14 protein-coding genes are annotated in these 16551 nt (G+C 68.8%); 10 read left to right on the top strand and 4 right to left on the bottom strand.

Annotated features, from left to right (window positions below; translation table 11 throughout):
- Positions 1 to 68: 68 nt before the first annotated feature.
- The 5 genes from WIX39_RS29360 (at position 69) to WIX39_RS29340 (ending at position 5177) form a co-directional block, all read left to right on the top strand.
- Positions 69 to 1070, top strand: coding sequence for an ABC transporter substrate-binding protein (locus tag WIX39_RS29360; protein ID WP_409196663.1), 1002 nt, complete (start codon positions 69 to 71; stop codon positions 1068 to 1070).
- A gap of 33 nt (positions 1071 to 1103) precedes the next feature.
- Positions 1104 to 2225, top strand: coding sequence for an LLM class flavin-dependent oxidoreductase (locus tag WIX39_RS29355; RefSeq protein WP_409196662.1), 1122 nt, complete (start codon positions 1104 to 1106; stop codon positions 2223 to 2225).
- A gap of 146 nt (positions 2226 to 2371) precedes the next feature.
- Positions 2372 to 3196 (top strand): class II aldolase/adducin family protein, encoded by an 825-nt coding sequence (locus WIX39_RS29350; RefSeq protein WP_081267552.1) that lies wholly within the window; start codon positions 2372 to 2374, stop codon positions 3194 to 3196.
- A gap of 29 nt (positions 3197 to 3225) precedes the next feature.
- Positions 3226 to 4200 (top strand): ABC transporter substrate-binding protein, encoded by a 975-nt coding sequence (locus tag WIX39_RS29345; protein ID WP_409196884.1) that lies wholly within the window; start codon positions 3226 to 3228, stop codon positions 4198 to 4200.
- Positions 4201 to 4217: 17 nt separating this feature from the next.
- Positions 4218 to 5177: an ABC transporter substrate-binding protein gene (locus WIX39_RS29340; RefSeq protein ID WP_409196661.1), complete on the top strand. Its 960-nt coding sequence runs from the start codon at positions 4218 to 4220 to the stop codon at positions 5175 to 5177.
- Here WIX39_RS29340 and WIX39_RS29335 read toward each other — a convergent pair.
- Together WIX39_RS29335 and WIX39_RS29330 are read right to left on the bottom strand one after the other, a co-directional pair.
- On the bottom strand, positions 5119 to 5694 hold the full coding sequence (locus tag WIX39_RS29335) for a glycine-rich domain-containing protein (RefSeq protein ID WP_409196660.1): 576 nt from the start codon (positions 5692 to 5694) through the stop codon (positions 5119 to 5121). The genes WIX39_RS29340 and WIX39_RS29335 overlap by 59 nt on opposite strands.
- Positions 5695 to 5766: 72 nt before the next feature.
- A complete protein-coding gene (locus WIX39_RS29330) occupies positions 5767 to 9087 on the bottom strand; it encodes a bifunctional diguanylate cyclase/phosphodiesterase (RefSeq protein WP_409196883.1) in 3321 nt (1106 codons plus the stop codon).
- A 260-nt stretch (positions 9088 to 9347) separates the two neighbouring features.
- Here WIX39_RS29330 and WIX39_RS29325 point away from each other — a divergent pair, with 260 nt between their 5' ends.
- Together WIX39_RS29325 and WIX39_RS29320 are read left to right on the top strand one after the other, a co-directional pair.
- Entirely contained in the window at positions 9348 to 10052 is a 705-nt protein-coding gene (locus tag WIX39_RS29325; protein ID WP_409196659.1) for a fumarylacetoacetate hydrolase family protein, read from the top strand.
- Positions 10053 to 10129: 77 nt separating this feature from the next.
- Complete coding sequence (locus WIX39_RS29320; protein ID WP_409196658.1) at positions 10130 to 11044, top strand: helix-turn-helix transcriptional regulator; 915 nt, start codon at positions 10130 to 10132, stop codon at positions 11042 to 11044.
- On the opposite strand, the gene WIX39_RS29315 is transcribed toward WIX39_RS29320, so the two are convergent.
- A complete protein-coding gene (locus WIX39_RS29315; RefSeq protein WP_409196657.1) occupies positions 11041 to 12534 on the bottom strand; it encodes a PLP-dependent aminotransferase family protein in 1494 nt (497 codons plus the stop codon). The two genes, WIX39_RS29320 and WIX39_RS29315, sit on opposite strands and share 4 nt — an antisense overlap.
- A 99-nt stretch (positions 12535 to 12633) precedes the next feature.
- Here WIX39_RS29315 and WIX39_RS29310 point away from each other — a divergent pair, with 99 nt between their 5' ends.
- Positions 12634 to 13347 carry a GNAT family N-acetyltransferase gene (locus tag WIX39_RS29310; protein WP_285411214.1) on the top strand — a complete coding sequence of 238 codons (714 nt, stop codon included), beginning with the start codon at positions 12634 to 12636 and terminating at the stop codon, positions 13345 to 13347.
- Positions 13348 to 13371: 24 nt separating this feature from the next.
- Here the strand turns inward: WIX39_RS29310 and WIX39_RS29305 are convergent, their stop codons facing one another.
- Positions 13372 to 14217, bottom strand: coding sequence for a symmetrical bis(5'-nucleosyl)-tetraphosphatase (locus tag WIX39_RS29305; RefSeq protein ID WP_106938228.1), 846 nt, complete (start codon positions 14215 to 14217; stop codon positions 13372 to 13374).
- A gap of 23 nt (positions 14218 to 14240) precedes the next feature.
- Between WIX39_RS29305 and WIX39_RS29300 the strand changes: the two genes are divergently transcribed.
- Both WIX39_RS29300 and WIX39_RS29295 read left to right on the top strand, forming a co-directional pair.
- Positions 14241 to 15554: a hemolysin family protein gene (locus tag WIX39_RS29300; RefSeq protein ID WP_081267562.1), complete on the top strand. Its 1314-nt coding sequence runs from the start codon at positions 14241 to 14243 to the stop codon at positions 15552 to 15554.
- Between the two features lie 10 nt (positions 15555 to 15564).
- Positions 15565 to 16551, top strand: a complete 987-nt coding sequence (locus tag WIX39_RS29295; RefSeq protein ID WP_081267563.1) for a serine/threonine protein kinase — start codon at positions 15565 to 15567, stop codon at positions 16549 to 16551.

The following is a 16551-nucleotide window of genomic DNA, read 5'->3' as shown; positions in this document are numbered from 1 at the left end:
GCATCCCGCATATGCAAACTCGTTTTTCTGTGTTTGCATCAGTGCCGCCTCTGGGTACGGTCCGGTGCATGAAACCAGATCTCTCGTTGGAACGGCGCCGCCTGCTGCAGGCAGCCGCCGCATGGGGCGCGGCGGCTTCGGCCGGCTGGGCCCGGGCCGCCGCGCCGTCGGCCGACCTGTCGGGCGTCACGCTGCGCGTGGGCACGTACAAGGGGCTCTGGCGGCCGCTGCTGGCGGCATCCGGCCAGGCCAACACGCCCTACAGGATCGACTGGCGCGAGCTCAACAACGGCGTGCTGCACATCGAGGCCATCAACGGCGACGCGCTCGACCTGGGCTCGGGCAGCGAGATCCCGCCGGTGTTCGCGGCGCGGCAGAAGTCCAGCGTGCGGCTGGTGGCCGTGACGCACGAAGACCTGAACAACCAGGCCACGCTGGCGCGCAAGGACGCGCCGATCCGCACCATCGCAGATTTCAAGGGCAAGCGCGTGGGCTATGTGCGCGCCACCACCTCGCACTACTACCTTGCCAAGCAGCTGGCCGAGGCGGGCCTGTCGTTCAGCGACATCCAGGCCGTGAGCCTCACGCCGTCGGACGGCCTCTCGGCCTTCGCGCGGGGCGATCTGGATGCCTGGGCCATCTACGGCTACAACGGCCAGCTTGCGCGCACGCAGTACGGCGCGCGCACCATCAAGACCGGCGTGGGCTACCTGTCGGGCAACTTTCCCATCTACGCCAACCCGCGCGCGCTGGGCGACGCACCGCGCCGTGCCGCGCTGGCCGACCTGCTGCAGCGCCTGCAGCGGGCCTTCGCGTGGAGCAACGGCAACTTCCTGGCGTACGCCCGCGCGCAGTCGGCCGAGACGCGCGTGCCGGTGGGCGACATCGTCGAGCTCTTCAACGGCCGCAGCGGCGACTACAGCCTGGGCCCCGTCAGCGACGCCGTGGTGCGCAGCCACCAGGACGTGGCCGACACCTTCCTGAAGATCGGCGTGCTCGACGGCCCGGCCGACGTGAAGCCCCTGTGGGACCGCAGCTTCGAGAACCTGCTGCGCCTGCCCGCCGCCTGATTTCCCTCTCCCAACCCAGACAAGGACAACGACATGAGCCAGCCACAGCAAGACGGTGCCGTCGAATTCATCGGCATGATCCAGGGCCAGAAGGTCTCTGAAATCCACGCGGCAAAGGGCCCGGCGCTCGACCGCGACTACGTGCGCGCCTTCGCGCAGGCGCACGAGACCGCCGGCTTCGACCGCGTGCTGGTGCCGCATCACTCGACCAGCCCTGACGCCACGCTCACGGTGGCGCATGCCGCCTCGGTGACCGAGCGCATCCACTTCATGCTCGCGCATCGCCCCGGCTTCGTCGCGCCCACGCTGGCGGCGCGGCAGTTCGCCTCGCTCGACCAGTTCAGCGGCGGCCGGCTCGGCGTGCACTACATCTCCGGCGGCTCCGACGAGGAACAGCGCCGCGACGGCGACTGGCTCGACCACGACCAGCGCTATGCCCGCACCGACGAATACCTCGAAGTGCTGCACAAGGTGTGGACGGCCGAGAAGCCCTTCGACCACGAAGGCGCGCACTACCGCTTCCAGAACGCGTTCTCCGAAGTCAAGCCGCTGCAGACGCGCAACGGCAAGCCGCACGTGCCGGTGTATTTCGGCGGGGCCTCGGAGGCCGCGATTCCGGTGGCAGGCAAGTACGCCGACGTGTATGCGCTGTGGGGCGAGTCGCTCGACCAGGCGCGCGAGCTGACCACGCGCGTGCGCGCCGAAGCGGCGAAGCACGGTCGCAGCGTGCGTTTCTCGGTGTCGTTCCGCCCGATCCTGGCGCAGACCGAAGAGGCTGCATGGGCCCGCGCGGAGAACATCCTGGCCGAGACCAGGCGCCTGCGCGTGGTGCAGGGCTACAACCGCGGCGGCCCGCAGCAAAGCGAAGGCGCCAGGCGCCTGCTGGCCGCGGCCGAGAAGGGTTCCCGGCTCGACAAGCGCCTGTGGACGGCCGTGGCGCAGGAGATCGGCGGGCGCTCGAACAGCACCGCGCTGGTCGGCACGCCCGAGCAGGTGGCCGATGCGCTGCTCGACTACTACGACCTGGGCGTGACGACCTTCCTGATCCGCGGCTTCGATCCGCTGGAGGATGCGCTGGACTACGGGCGCGAGCTGATTCCGTGCACGCGCGAACTGGTGGCGCAGCGCGCCGCGTCCATCCGCAAAGCCGCCTGATCTGACTTTCTCCCTCCCCCTCTGGGGGAGGGCAGGGGTGGGGGCAGGCGGCGTCGAACGCCGTCATGGCGTTGAAGCTGTCGAGCCCCCATCCCAACCTTCCCCCAGAGGGGGAAGGAGCCAAAACCGAACACGTAGGAAACCCCATGAGCGCCGTTCTCTCCATCGACCGCAACGCCCCCCAGCCGCTGAAGCTCAACCCGAACCCGCAGCAGAAGTACTGGTTCGATCCCGTGCCCCCGCGTCCCACCGTGCAGGCCGAGCGCCGCCATCGGCAGGAGCGCCTGGCCGGTGCCTTCCGCCTGTTCGCGCGCTTCGGCTTCGCGCAGGGGCTGGCCGGCCACATCACCGCGCGCGACCCCGAGCTGACCGACCACTTCTGGGTCAACCCGCTGGGCATCCATTTCTCGCGCATCCGGGTGTCCGACCTGCTGCTCGTCAATTCGAAGGGCGAGACCGTCATCGGCGATCGCCCGCTCAACAAGGCCGCCTTCGCCATCCATGCGGCCATTCACGAGCACAACCCGAAGATCATCGCCGCGGCCCACACCCACTCGACCTACGGCAAGGCCTGGTCCACGCTGGGCCGCAAGCTCGACACCCTCACGCAGGACAGCTGCGTGTTCCACGACGACGTGGCGCTGTTCGACGACTTCACCGGCATGGTGGTCGACACCAGCGAGGGCGAGCGCATCGCGCATGCGCTGGGCGACAGGAAGGGCGCGATCCTCAAGAACCACGGCATCCTGACGGCCGGCCCCACGGTGGAGGCCGCCGCGTGGTGGTACATCGCGCTGGACAACGCCTGCCACACGCAACTGCTGGCCGAGGCCGCCGGCAAGCCGCAGCCTATCGACGAGGCGACCGCGCGCCACACGCACAGCCAGATCGGCGGCCCCGAAGGCGCGATCCACTCCTTCGACAGCCTCTACGAAGGCCTGGTCGAGGCCGAGCCGGAGCTGCTGCTGTGAAGACGAACGCCACCCTTTCCCGCCGCGGCATGCTGCGCGCCGGCGGTGCGGCCGCAGTGGTCGCATCGGGCGGCCTGATCGCCTCGCAAGCCTTCTCGCAGTCTTCGCGCAAGCTGACCTTCGCATGGAACGCTGCCGCTTTCTGCCTGTCGCCCGTGGTCGTGGCGCAGGAGCGCGGCTACTTCGAGCGCAACGGCCTGCAGGTCGAGCTCATCAATTACACGGGCTCCACCGACCAGTTGCTGGAGTCGCTGGCCACCGCCAAGGCCGATGCGGCCGTGGGCATGATCCACCGCTGGCTGAAGCCGCTCGAGGCGGGCTTCGACGTGAAGATCGTCGGCAGCTCGCACGGCGGCTGCGTGCGGCTGGTGGGCGCGAAGAGCGCGGGCGTCACCAATCTTGCGAGCCTCAAGGGCAAGGTCATCGGCGTGTCCGACATCGCGAGCCCGGGCAAGAACTTCTTCTCGATCCTGCTCACGAAGAACGGCATCGATGCCGACAAGGACGTCACCTGGCGCCAGTACCCGGCCGACCTGCTCGACGTGGCGGTGAAGAAGGGCGAGATCCAGGCCATTGCCGACGGCGACCCCAACATCTACCTGATCGAGAAGCGCAACCAGGGCGCCTACGTCGAGGTGGCGAGCAATCTTTCGGGCGAGTACAAGGACAAGGTGTGCTGCATCGTCGGCGCGCGCGGCGAGCTCGTGCGCAAGGACAAGGCGACCGTCGCCTCGCTGGTGCGCGCGATCGCCCAGGCTTCCGACTACGTGGCCGAGAACCCGAACGAGTCGGCCAGGCTTTTTGCCAAGTACTCGCCCAACGTGGCGGTGGAAGACCTGCGTGCGCTGCTGGGCACGCTCACGCACCAGCACCATCCGCTGGGCCGCAGGCTGCGCGACGAGGTCGAGTTCTACGCGCGCGATTTCCGCGGCGTGGGTGTGCTCAAGAAGAGCACTGACCCGGTGCGCTTTGCCGACCATGTTTCCTTCGATCCGCTCGCATGAGCAACAACAGCACGTTCATGACTCTCCATAGTTCACGCCGCCGGTTTCTCGTCCAGGGCGCATCGGCGGCCGCCGCCGTCGCCGCTGCGCCCGCCCTGGTTCACGCACAGGGCCGGCCGGTGCTCAAGGCCGGCGACCAGAAGGGCGGCCTGCGCGCGCTGCTCGAAGCGGCGGGCGGGCTGGAAGGGCTGGGCTACGACATCCAGTGGTCGGAGTTCCCGGCCGCCGCGCCGCTGGCCGAGGCGCTCAACGCGGCCGCGGTCGATTCGGGCCCCATCGGCGACGCACCGCTGATCTTCGCGCTGGCAGCCGGCACGCGCGTGAAGGCCATCGGTGCGAACCGCTCCGACTCCTACGGCACGGCGGTGCTGGTGCGTCCCGATTCGCCGCTGAAGACCGCCGCCGACCTCAAGGGCAGGAGCGTCGCGACCAACCGCGGATCCATCGGCCACTACGTCACGCTCAAGGCCATCACTTCGGCTGGCCTGAAGCCCGAGGACGTGAACATCCGTTTCCTCGCGCCCGCCGACGCGAAGCTTGCGCTGACGCAGGGCTCGGTCGATGCCTGGGCCACCTGGGAGCCGTACACGGCGCTGGCCGAGGTCAGCAACCATGCGCGGGTGCTCGTCAGCGGGCGCGGGCTGCTGCCGGGCCTGAGCTATCTCGCGGCCACCGACAGCGCCATCGCCGCCAAGCGCCCGGTGCTGCAAGACTTCCTGCAGCGCGTGGTGAAGGCACAGCTCTGGTCGTACCGCAACGTCGACGCCTATTCGGCCGCGCTGGCGCGGATCATCGGCATTCCGCCCGAGGCGGCAAAGCTGCAGTTCGAACGCCGCCAGCAGAAGTGGGTGGCCATCGACGCGCAGGTCATTGCGGACCAGCAAGGGACGGCGGACTTCTACCGGCGGGTCGGCCTCATCAAGCAGCCGCTTGATGTGAAGGGGACGTTCGATACGGGCTTCGGGGTGGCTGGCTAGCTTGCTGCCCCGCGTCGAGCGAGCACCACGCGGGCCCCGTCTTGTCCGCTTCGAGCGAACACCATGCCGCCGCGGGCTTGCCCGCCTCCAGGGAGCACCACGCGGCCGCGTTCGTGGCCGCCGGCTCGCCGAATTCCTCGACGCACAGGCGCTGCATCTCCTGGTAGGCCGCCTGCAGGGCCTTGGCGTCTTCCTCTCCGCGCAGGCCAAGGTACGGGAAGTGGTGCAGGAAGTAGCCGAAAGTGGCCTCGCAGTCGGCCGCGTACTTTCTCGTGTCGAGAATGTGCATGTGCCAGAACCGGTCCACGTCCTGCTCCGGCGCGAGCGTCAGTTCGGGGTGCCTGGCGTGCAGCATCAGGTAGTGCTTGTAGGCCACTTCCATCCGGTCCGCGTAAGCCGCCGGCCAGCCGTAGCCGTCTTCCTTGCGGCAGGCCTTGAACTTGATCAGCGTGAGGTCGAGCGCCTCGATCGCGGCGATCGTCTGCGCCAGAGTCCTGGCTTGGGTGGAATGAGTCATGAATGCTCCTGTTGAGTGACTGGAAGGTCCGGGCGAACGTGCCCGGGGACGATTGCTCCGAAGATCCGGCCGTCAGGCCGCCACCGACGGAACAAACTGGTTGCGCAGGTGACGCGCCATGAAATCGCGCACCTCGTCGCAGGTCACGGGCTTGCACAGCCAGTAGCCCTGGGCCTCGTCGCATTCGTGGCTGCGCAGGTAGTCGAGCTGGGCCATGGTCTCGATGCCCTCGGCCACCACCTTCATCCGCAAGCCGTGGGCCAGGGTGATGATGCCGTCGATGAGCGCTCGCGCGTCGGCGTCGCGCGTCAGGTCGTTGATGAATGAGCGATCGATCTTCACCGTCGACAGCGGGAAATGCTTCAGGTAGGAAAGCGAGGAGTAACCCGTTCCGAAATCGTCGATGGCCAGGCCGATGCCCATGTCCCGGATGGTGCGCAGCAGCTTCGTCGCATGCTCGGGGTTCGCCATCACCGCGCCTTCGGTGATCTCCAGCTCCAGCAGCGCTGGCTCCAGGCCCGAGGCTTCCAGGGCGGCCCGTATGTCGGCGATGAGCGTGCGGCTTTCGAATTGGCGCGGCGACAGATTGACGCTCACGAGCACCGCAGGCAAGCCGAATTGCTGCCACGAACGCGAATCGGCGCATGCCTGCTCCAGCGCCCACTTCCCCATGGACACGATCAGGCCGGTCTCTTCGGCGATCGGGATGAACTGTGTCGGCGAAATCGTGCCCAGAAGCGGGTGGTGCCAGCGCATCAGGGCCTCGACACCGGAGATGTGCTGGCTCTGCAGGTTCATCTTCGGCTGGTAGTACATCTCCAGCTCGCCACGCTCCTGGGCATGGCGCAGCGCGCTTTCGAGCATCAGCTGTTCGGTGCTCCGTGCATTCATCTTCGCCGCGTAGAACCGGTAGGTGTTGCGGCCCTTTTCCTTGGCGCGGTACATCGCGGTGTCGGCGTTTTTCAGCAGCGCCTCGGCGTCGTTGCCGTTCTCCGGATAGAGACTCACACCGACGCTGGCACTGACGTGCAGTTCGCGTCCCTCGATGACGAACGGCGCTGCGCAGCAGGCCAGTACTTTCTCGGCAAGCACCTCGGCATCCTTCGTGGCGGACAGGTTCTCCAGCAGCAGCACGAATTCGTCGCCGCCAAAACGCGCCACGACGTCGGTGTCGCGCAGCAGCGCCGTCAGGCGCTCGCCGCAGATCCTGATCATCTGGTCGCCCACGCCGTGGCCCAGCGTGTCGTTGATGTGCTTGAAGCGATCCAGATCGACGAACATCACCGCGAACGGCTTCTGCTGGCGGTTGCTGCGCCTGATGGCGTGGGCGAGCTCGTGCTGCAGCGCGGCGCGATTGAGCAGCCCGGTCAGCTCGTCGTGGCTGGCGATGAAGCGAAGGCTCCGCTCGGCCAGCTTGCGCTGCTTGTACTGGGCGATCTGCAAGGTGATCACGCGCAGGGATTCCAGCGTCTCGGCGTCGGCCACCTGCGGATTGGAGCCGAAGAGCTCCAGCGCCGCGGTCGTGTCGGCGGTGGTGATCGGCACGATGAGGCCGGCGGCCAGTCCGGCCTGGCGGGCCATTGCATCGCGCGCGAAATGGCCCGGAGCCGCCAGCGTGTCGATGCGCACGACGCCGCCGATTCCCCATGCGCGACCCAGCGAACCTTCGCTTGGCCGGTAGGTGAGCGTGCGGCTGGCGTCGACGAATTGCCGCAGCGCCGGGTCGTCGCCGGCGTGCCAGGCTGCCGCACAGCGAGCTTGGCCGTCTTCGCCGACGCTCCACAACGCGCCGCAGTCCCAGCGCAGGTCGGTGCATACCGCCTCCAGCGCCAGCGCGATCACCGTCTCGGTCCTGCCGTCGCCGGCGAGCAGCCGTGCGATCCTGTATTCGAGCTTCTGGCGCAATGCGTCCTTGCGCAGCCGCGTGGCGTCGCGCACGGTGCCGCGCACCCATCGCCTGCCTTCATCTTCGGCCGACTGGGCGATGACATGGAGCCAGCGTTCGGTGCCGTCGGGCAGGCACAGGCGGTGCTCGAATTCGCTGCGTTCCGTGGACTGGGAGGCCCAGGCGATCCGCTGTTCCACCTCAGGGCGTTCCGTGGCTGGAACGCGCGAGAGCAGCGCGTGCAGGTCCGGCTGCGAGGCTTCGGTCTCGAAGCCCAGGATGCGCCGGGCTTCTTCGGAGCACTGCAGCTCTCCGGTCTCGGGATCGAGGATCCAGCTTCCCAGGCTTGCCAAGTGCTGGGCTTCCTCCAGCTGCCGCTCGCTCCTGCGAAGGTGGTGGGTCATCTCGTTCGCCAGGACTTGGGCCCGGCTGCGCGAGGCGGTCAGCGAGAGGACGATGCCGGCAAGCAGCATGCTGGTGGCCAGGCCGCCGAGGACGATGAGCCACGGGATGGCCTTGTCGAGCGGGCCGAAGACCTGGGTCTCGTCCTGTTCGACTTCCACCAGCCAGGAGCGGCCGCCCAGCTCGAAGCCGAGCATCCGCTCGAGGCCGTGCTCCGCAGCGGCGGCGGGCTTCGCCGAGGCCGCGCTGTCGAACAGCAGTTGCCGCTCGCCGAACGAGGTCGGCGTCACGAACCGGGTCTCGACGCGCGTTCCGATCGCACCCCGGCCCGGCCCGGCATCGATCAGGCGCAGGCGGGGCGCCCTGGCGGGGTCGGCCCCGGCCACGTCGCCCAGCATGCCCGCGACGCTGAAACCCGCGCCGACCGAACCGGCATAGGCACTGCGCCGCTGCTCGAGCGTGTCGAGCGGTCGTCCTGCGCGATAGACCGGCAGCCGCATCGCCATTCCGATGTCGGACTCGCGGCCCGGGATGCGCACCTTGCGGCCCGACATGACGAGCCCGCCGGTGTCGCGCCCCTGCTCGAGCGCGTCTCCCCTGTCGGGCATCGCACCCAGGTCGTTGCCGAGCAGCTTCTCGTTGCCGGCCTGCGGCTCGATGTAGATCAGCGGGTAGTAGGTGGCGCGCTCTCCGGGCGGCTTGATGGCGAAGCCGGCGGCCACGCCGGCGTCCAGGCTCGCATCGCCGCGGACCTGTTCCTCGAATGACTGCCTTTCGCCGGCCGCGACCAGAGGCGCGTAGTTGACAGCCTGGAAGCCCGGGTAGGCGCGCGCCAGGTTCAATCCCGCGACGTAGTCCCTGAAGTCGCTCCGGGTCACGGGATCGGAGGTATTGAACCGCGCGCGCAGGCCGATCAGGACGGCGATGTAGTCATCGAAGCGGGCTTCGACCTTGCGTGCCAGATCGAGGGCGGCGGCATCGAAGTGCGCCTGCGCGCTGCGCGCGATTTCCTGGCGGGCGGACACGCCGAGGGCGATCGAGAGCGCCGTGCCGACCACGAAGATCGATACCGGCAAACGGATCCTGACCCACACGGACAATGACATCGGACTTGATCCTGTCGTTGACACAGGCCGCTCAGCTCTGCGTGCAGCAGCGTGCATCGTTGGCGCAATGTATCTGGCTGGCGCAAGAGCGTCACGCTATTTGTCTCGGCGCAAGCCGGGCCGTGCACCGGCGGCATATTTGAATGCTTAAGAATTAATTGTGTTGCGCAGACTTGCGTCGAGCGACGAAACGTAGCCAAGTCCAAGACTCGCGTAGATGCGTCCCCCGGGGGCGCGGTGCCGCTGGATAGAGTCGTTGCATGACTTCCGCCACCGACACCCTCTACGCCATCGTCCCCGCGCCCGTCCACTCGCTGCCCATCCAGGGCGAGCGCGCGCGCTTCCCGGTCAACCGCATCTTCTGCGTGGGCCGCAACTACTCCGAACATGCCCGCGAGATGGGCCACAACCCCGACCGCGAGCCGCCGTTCTTCTTCATGAAGCCGGCCAGCGCCATCGTCGCGGACGGCGGCGAGTTCGCCTACCCCACGCTGTCGAAGGACGTGCACCACGAGATCGAACTGGTGGTCGCGCTCAAGACCGGTGGATCGGACATCGCCGCTTCGGACGCGCTCGCCCACGTTTACGGCTATGCCGTCGGCCTCGACATGACCCGCCGCGACCTGCAGTCCGAGGCCAAGAAAATGGGCCGCCCCTGGGACACCGGCAAGGCCTTCGACGGCTCCGCGCCCTGCGGCGAACTGGTGCCCGTGTCCAAGGCCGGCCATCCCGCGGCGGGCGAGATCCGCCTCGAAGTGAACGGCGCCCAGCGCCAGGTCGGCGACCTGGGCGACATGATCTGGAACGTGCCCGACACCATCGCCTACCTGTCGACCCTGTTCACCCTGCAGCCCGGCGACCTGATCTTCACCGGCACGCCCGCCGGCGTGGCGGCCGTGCAGCGCGGCGACCGCATGCGCGGCACCGTGGCTGGCGTCGGCGCGCTGGAGGTCGTGGTCGTCTGAGCTTGAAGACAGCCCGCGCGCCGGGCTGGAAGTTGGCGTACCCTCGCGGCCAGAAGCCTGCCGCCACGCCAGCCCCGATGCGCCCCTCTCATCCCACGTCCGTCCGAACCTACGGCATGCACGAGCGTGCCGACAACCTCGACTTCGACATCCGCTTCCAGGGCGCGCGCAACGAACTCACGCTGCCGCACCGGCATGCCTACTTCCAGATCCAGATCGGCATCGAAGGGCATTCGCAGCAGGCCATCGGCGGCGAGGTGCGCCCCTTCGGTCCGCGCCACCTGAGCTTCGTGCTGCCGTACCGCGTGCACGTGATTCCGCATCCGCCCGAGGCGCTGTACTGCATCGTCAACTTCGACCAGCGCTTCCTGTGGCCCGAGCTCGACGTCGACGCGCTCGACCTCGACGATGTGCCGCTCTCGCGCTACCCCGACCTCGCGCCCTTCCTGTTTCAGGAGTACGTCGACTTCGCCTTCGACGAGGCCGACTTCGCACGCATCCGCGGCTGGCTCGACGAGCTGCATGCGCTGAATGCGGGCCGCAGCTTCGGCGCCAAGATCGCCATGCGCGGCATCGTGCAGCAGATCATCGCGCTGGCCTGCATGCGGCAGGAGCAGGCGCTGATGCGGCTTTCGCTGCAACATGACGGCAAGACCTCGCAGCACGACGCATTGCAGCGCGTGGTGCGCTACGTGCGCGACAACCTCGACAAGCCCCTCTCGCTCACCGATGCGGCCGCGGCGGCATTCCTGTCGCCCAACTACCTGGCCAACCTGCTGCGCAAGGAGACCGACCGCACCTTCACCGACCTGGTGACCGAGCGGCGCATCGAGCGCGCGAAGGAACTGCTGTCGTCCACCTCGCTGCTGGTGCGGGAGATCGCGCACCAGTGCGGCTTCGCGGACGAGGCGTACTTCAACCGGCGCTTCCGGCAGTGGGTGGGCGTCACGCCGCGCAGTTTCCGGCGCGAGCATGTGGTGAACGCGCGCTAGCTGGCTTTCTGGCCGGCGACATCCGCCGCCCGCGCCAGCATCGACAACCGCTTGACCAGCGGTTCGAACAATTCCGCCGGCGTATTGCCATACCCCAGCACCAGCCCGTTGTCCGAAGGCTGCGGCTGCATGGCAAAGGCCGACAGCGGGGAGGGCGCGATGCGGTGCCGCAGCGCCTCGGCGGCGATCCTGCGGTCTTCGAAGCGTGCTGGCAGCCGCACCGTGAGATGCAGGCCGCAGTAGCCGCCCTCGATCTCGTGGGGCACCTGCAGGTGCCTTTGCAGCGCGAGTCGCAGCGCATGCTGCCTGTCGCGGTACAGCCGGCGCATGCGGCCAAGGTGCCGGCTGAACTGTCCGCTCTCGATGAAGTCGGCCATGGCCAGCTGCTCGTGGCGATGGCCGCCGCGCAGCATTTCTTCCATGGACGCCTGCACGGCCGGCATCAGTTGTGTCGGCACGACCAGGAAGCCGAGCCGCAGCGACGGGAACATGGTCTTGCTGAAGGTGCCGACGTAGAGCACGGGCGCCTCTTCCACCAGCCCCTGCATCGCGCCGATCGGCTCGCCGGTGTGGCGGAACTCGCTGTCGTAGTCGTCCTCGATGATCCAGGCGCCGTGCGCGCGTGCCTGCGCAATCAGCGCGAGCCGGCGCGAGATACCGAGCACCGCGCCGCCGGGATACTGGTGCGAAGGCGTGGTGTAGATCAGCCGTGGCGGGTGTCTCAACCAGTCGCGCTCGCTCACGCACAGGCCCTCGGAATCGACCCGCAGCGGCACGATGCGCATGTCGCCCGCGTGCATGGCGGCTTTCACGCCGCGGTAGCCGGGGTCTTCGACCCAGCCGGTCTCGCCGGGGTTCGACAGCAGCCGCACGCACAGCGAGATGGCCTCCTGCGCGCCTTCGCAGATGACCACCTGGTGCGGCTCGCAGCGCACGCCGCGCGCGATCGACAGGTGCCGCGCGATGGCCGCGCGCAGCGGCGGCTCGCCCAGCGGGTCCCCATAGCCCAGGGCCGCGGGGCCGGCGGCGCGGATCGCGCGGTCGAGCGCGCGCCGCCATGCAGCCGCCGGAAAGTGCGACAGCGCGGGCACGCCCGGCCGCAGCGCCATGTCGGCGTCGGCGCGCGAGACGGCAGGCTTGATCTTCGAGAGGCGCAAGGCGGTTCCCGGCACGGCGCCTGCCTTGCCGGCGCGCCTGGGCGGCAGGGCAGGCGAGGAGAGCTCGATCACGCGCGTGCCCTGGCGGTCGGGCTGCACATAGCCTTCGGCGGCAAGGTGCTCGTAGGTCGCGGTAACGGTGTTGCGCGAAATCGCGAGGGACTCGGCCAGGGCGCGCGAGCCGGGCAGCCGGCTGCCGGGTGCGAGGCTGCCGTCGAGGATGGCGCGCTTGAGCCGGTCGTACAGCTGGCGCTGCATCGAACCCGCCTCGCGGCCCTTGGCGAGCGGGGTGTCCAGCAGGGCAGCAGGTGAGAGAGAAGGCCGTGGCACCATGAAATGATAAGAACGTGGAGCTTTTGCTGGAGCCAGCATGCGGGTACTTTACATACCCCGACCCGGTGGTCGTTCCTGTTTTTTTCCGAAAGACGCCTCATGCTTGCCCGCCACAACGACTTCGGCCAGTCCATCGGCCCCGAACTGCCCGGCTGGACGCCACGTCCCCTGCCGCCGCGCCGCGCCCTCGAGGGCCGCTTCTGCACGCTCGAGCCGCTCGATGCCGCCAGGCATGCCGACGACCTGCACGCGGCCTACGCGCTGGCGCCCGACGGCCGCGACTGGACCTACCTGGGCATCGAGCGCCCCGCCGACGTCGGCACCACCCGGGCCTACGTCGAGCGCATTGCCAGCAGCACCGACCCGATGCATTTCGCCGTGATCGACAGGCAAAGCGGCCGTGCCGTCGGTTCGCTGGCGCTGATGCGCATCGACCCCGCCAATGGCGCCATCGAGGTCGGCACGGTCAACTTCTCGCCGTTGCTCAAGAAGACGCCGATGGCCACCGAGGCCCAGTACCTGCTGATGAAGCTCGTCTTCGATGAACTCGGCTATCGGCGCCACGAATGGAAGTGCGACGACTTCAACGAACCCTCGAAGCGCGCGGCCTTGCGGCTGGGCTTCCAGTACGAAGGCCGTTTCCGCCAGGCGGTGGTCTACAAGGGCCGCGGCCGCGACACGGCCTGGTTCTCGATGATCGACAGCGAATGGCCGGCGCTGCGCACCGCGTTCGAGCGCTGGCTTGCGCCCGGGAACTTCGACGCGCAGGGACGCCAGCGCATGTCGCTCGACAGGTTCCGGCTGCCTTCCTGAGGTTCAGGACGCGCAGGCCTGGCGCTACTTGCCCGGCTTTTGCGACTGCTCGCAATCGACCTGGATCAACTCGCGCTCGTCCAGCGTCGCGCCGATGCGCACCGCGCTCAGGCAGCCGCCCCACACGCAGCCGGTGTCGGTCGAGAGCAGATCGGGACGCGAGAGCCAGCCCAGCGTCGACCAGTGGCCGAAGGCGATCGTTGCCCTGGCGGTCTTGCGGCCGGGCACGTCGAACCACGGCATGTAGCCTTCGGGCGCGGTGGCGGCACTGTCCTTGGCCTCGAACTCCATCACGCCGTCGGCCGTGCAGAAGCGCAGCCGCGTCAGCGCATTGACGATGGCGCGCAGGCGGGCGCTGCCGGTGAGCGTGTCTTGCCATTGCGCCGGCTCGTTGCCGTACATCGACAGCAGGAATTCGCCCAGCGCCGGGCCGCGCAGCACCGATTCCACCTCCGCGGCCAGCGCCAGCGTTTCGCCCACTGTCCACTGCGGCAGTACGCCCGCATGCACCATCAGCAGGTCGCCGCCGCCGATGCGCATGTGCAGCGCCATGTGCTGGCGGCGCACCCAGTCGAGCAGCGCTTCGCTGTCGGGTGCCGCCAGCAGTTCGGCCAGGGTGTCCTTGCGGCCGGCCTTGCGCGCACCGTGCGACACGCCCAGCAGATGCAGGTCGTGGTTGCCCAGCAGGCTCAGCGCCGAAGCTCCGTAGCCCTGCACGCGGCGCAGCACGGCGAGCGAGTCGGGCCCCCGGTTCACCAGGTCGCCGAGCAGCACGATGGTGTCGCGGCTAGGGGAGAAATCGATCTTCTGCAGCAGCCGCCCGAGGGGGGCGTCGCAGCCTTGCAGGTCGCCAATCAAGTAAAGTGACATTCCCTCATTCTCCCCCTCAGTTCATGGATGTCTTCCTGCTGGCCTTGCTGACGACGCTCAACGCGGCGTTCGCAATGTCCGAAATGGCCCTTTCCACCAGCCGCCGCGCACGCCTCGCGGCCTTGGCCGAAACGGGAGACGCCGGCGCCGAGGCGGCGCTCAAGCTGATGGAGTCGCCGACGCAGTTCCTGTCCACGGTGCAGATCGGCATCACCTCCATCGGCATGCTGAGCGGTATCGTCGGCGAGGCGGCCTTCGCGGCGCCGCTCGCGGTGTGGATGGAATCGGTCGGCATGGGCGCCGGCACCGCCAGCGTGGTGTCCACCGCCGTGGTCGTCACCTGCATCACCTTCTTCACCATCATCTTCGGCGAGCTGGTGCCCAAGCGCATCGGCCAGCTCTACCCCGAGCCGGTAGCGCGCTTCGTGGCGCGCCCCATGCGCGGGCTGGCCAAGGCGGCCAAGCCCTTCGTGTGGCTGCTGGCCGGCGCTACGGCCGCCACGCTGAGGCTGCTGCGCATCGACGCCAATGCGGCCCGCTCGGTCACCGAGGAAGAAATCTCGGCCAGCCTCGAAGAGGGCGTGGACGCCGGCGTCATCGAGCAGCATGAGCACCAGATGGTGCGCAATGTGTTTCACCTCGATGACAGGCGCCTGTCGTCGCTCATGATTCCGCGCGCCGACATCGAATGGCTCGATGCCTCGTTCACCGTGCGGCAGGCGCTGCAGAAGGTGGCGGACGCGGCTGCGCTCAACCTCGTGCATTCCTGGTATCCGGTGTGCCGCAATTCGCTCGACGACGTGGTGGGCGTGATCAGCGTGGCCCACCTGCTGCGGCTGGGCGCCGCGCACACCGGCGTGCTGGGCCAGGAAGCCACGCCGGCAGTGTTCGTGCCCGAGACCCTCACCGGCATGGAACTGCTCGAGCAGTTCCGCGAGCGCGCCGGGCGCCTCGTGTTCGTGGTCGACGAATACGGCGTGGTGCAGGGCCTCATGACCCCGCGCGATCTGCTCGAAGCCATCACCGGCGAACTGCAGCCCGGCATGCAGACCGACGCATGGGCGCGCGAGCGGCCCGACGGCGTGTGGGAACTCGACGGCCTCATGCCGGTGTCCGAATTGCGTGCGCGCCTTGGCATCCGCGAGCTGCCCGATGAAGAGCGGGGCCGCTACAACACCGTGGCCGGCCTGCTCATGTCCGTGTCCGGCCACCTGCCGGAGGTCGGCGAGCACATCGATTGCGCCGGCTGGTGCTTCCAGATCGTCGCGCTCGAAGGCCGCCGTATCGACCGCGTGCTGGCATCGCCCGATCCGGCGGTGGCGCCCGAGGCCGAGTAGGGCGCGGCTCATGCTGTCGCTGCTTGCTCTCAGCTGTCCGCAATGCTCTGCGCCGCTGCCGCGGGCTGCGCGCTGGCGCACCGTCGATTGCAGCTATTGCGGCGCCACCATCGTGCGCGGCGAGGAAATCGTCGAGCGCGAGAGCTTCCGCGCCGCGTTGCGCAGGGCGAATGCCGATGTGCCCGGCGGGCGCGTCCTTGCATGGCGCGGCGCGCGTTATCGCGTACTGGCCCCGCTGGCCACCGGCGAGCACAGCGAGGTGCTGCTCGCGGAGCGCCTGGGCGCGCTACCCGAACGCGTGACCATGAAGCTGGCCCGCGACAGCGCAGCCAACGGCGTGCTGCTGCGCGAAGCCTCGGTGCTCCAGGCCTTGCAGGACCTGTCGGTTCCGGGCGCCGCCTACTTCACGCGCCGGCTGCCGCAACCGGTGGGCACGGGCATCGCCGAAGGGCTGGGTGACGGCGCCCGCCAGGCGTTGGTGCTGCGCCACCCCACCGGCTTCTGGGGCAGCCTGCAGGACGTGGAACAGGCCAATCCGAAGGGCATCGACCCGCGCCATGCCGTATGGATCTGGCGCCGCATGCTGGAGGTGCTGGCCTTCGTGCATGGCGCCGGCTGGACGCACCGCGGCCTGTCGCCCGCGCATGCGCTCGTGCATCCGCGCGACCACGGCGTGCTGCTCATCGGCTGGTCGCGTGCACAGCATGCCGCCGGTTCGGCCCATGCGGCCGCGGCTGCGCGCGACCTCATGCAGGCCGCGTGGACCGTGCGTGCCTTGCTGCACGGCGGCGAGGGTGATGCGGCCGACGCCCCAGGTTTCGGCGCGCGCACCCCCTCGCCGCTTGCGGCGCTGCTGCGCCAGTGCAGTGACGACTTCACCGCCTGCGAACGGCTCGGCGCGCAAGGCATCGAGCAGGCGCTCTCGGCGGCCTCGCGCGAAGCTTTCGGCGCGCCGCAGTTCGTCCATTTCGACCCCGCGCCGCGCCGCGGCGCCTGA

Source organism: Variovorax sp. AB1(2024) (assembly GCF_037482385.2).
GTDB lineage: Bacteria > Pseudomonadota > Gammaproteobacteria > Burkholderiales > Burkholderiaceae_C > Variovorax.
Note: the sequence above shows the minus strand (reverse complement) of the source record. Positions and strands in the feature narration are given on the sequence as shown.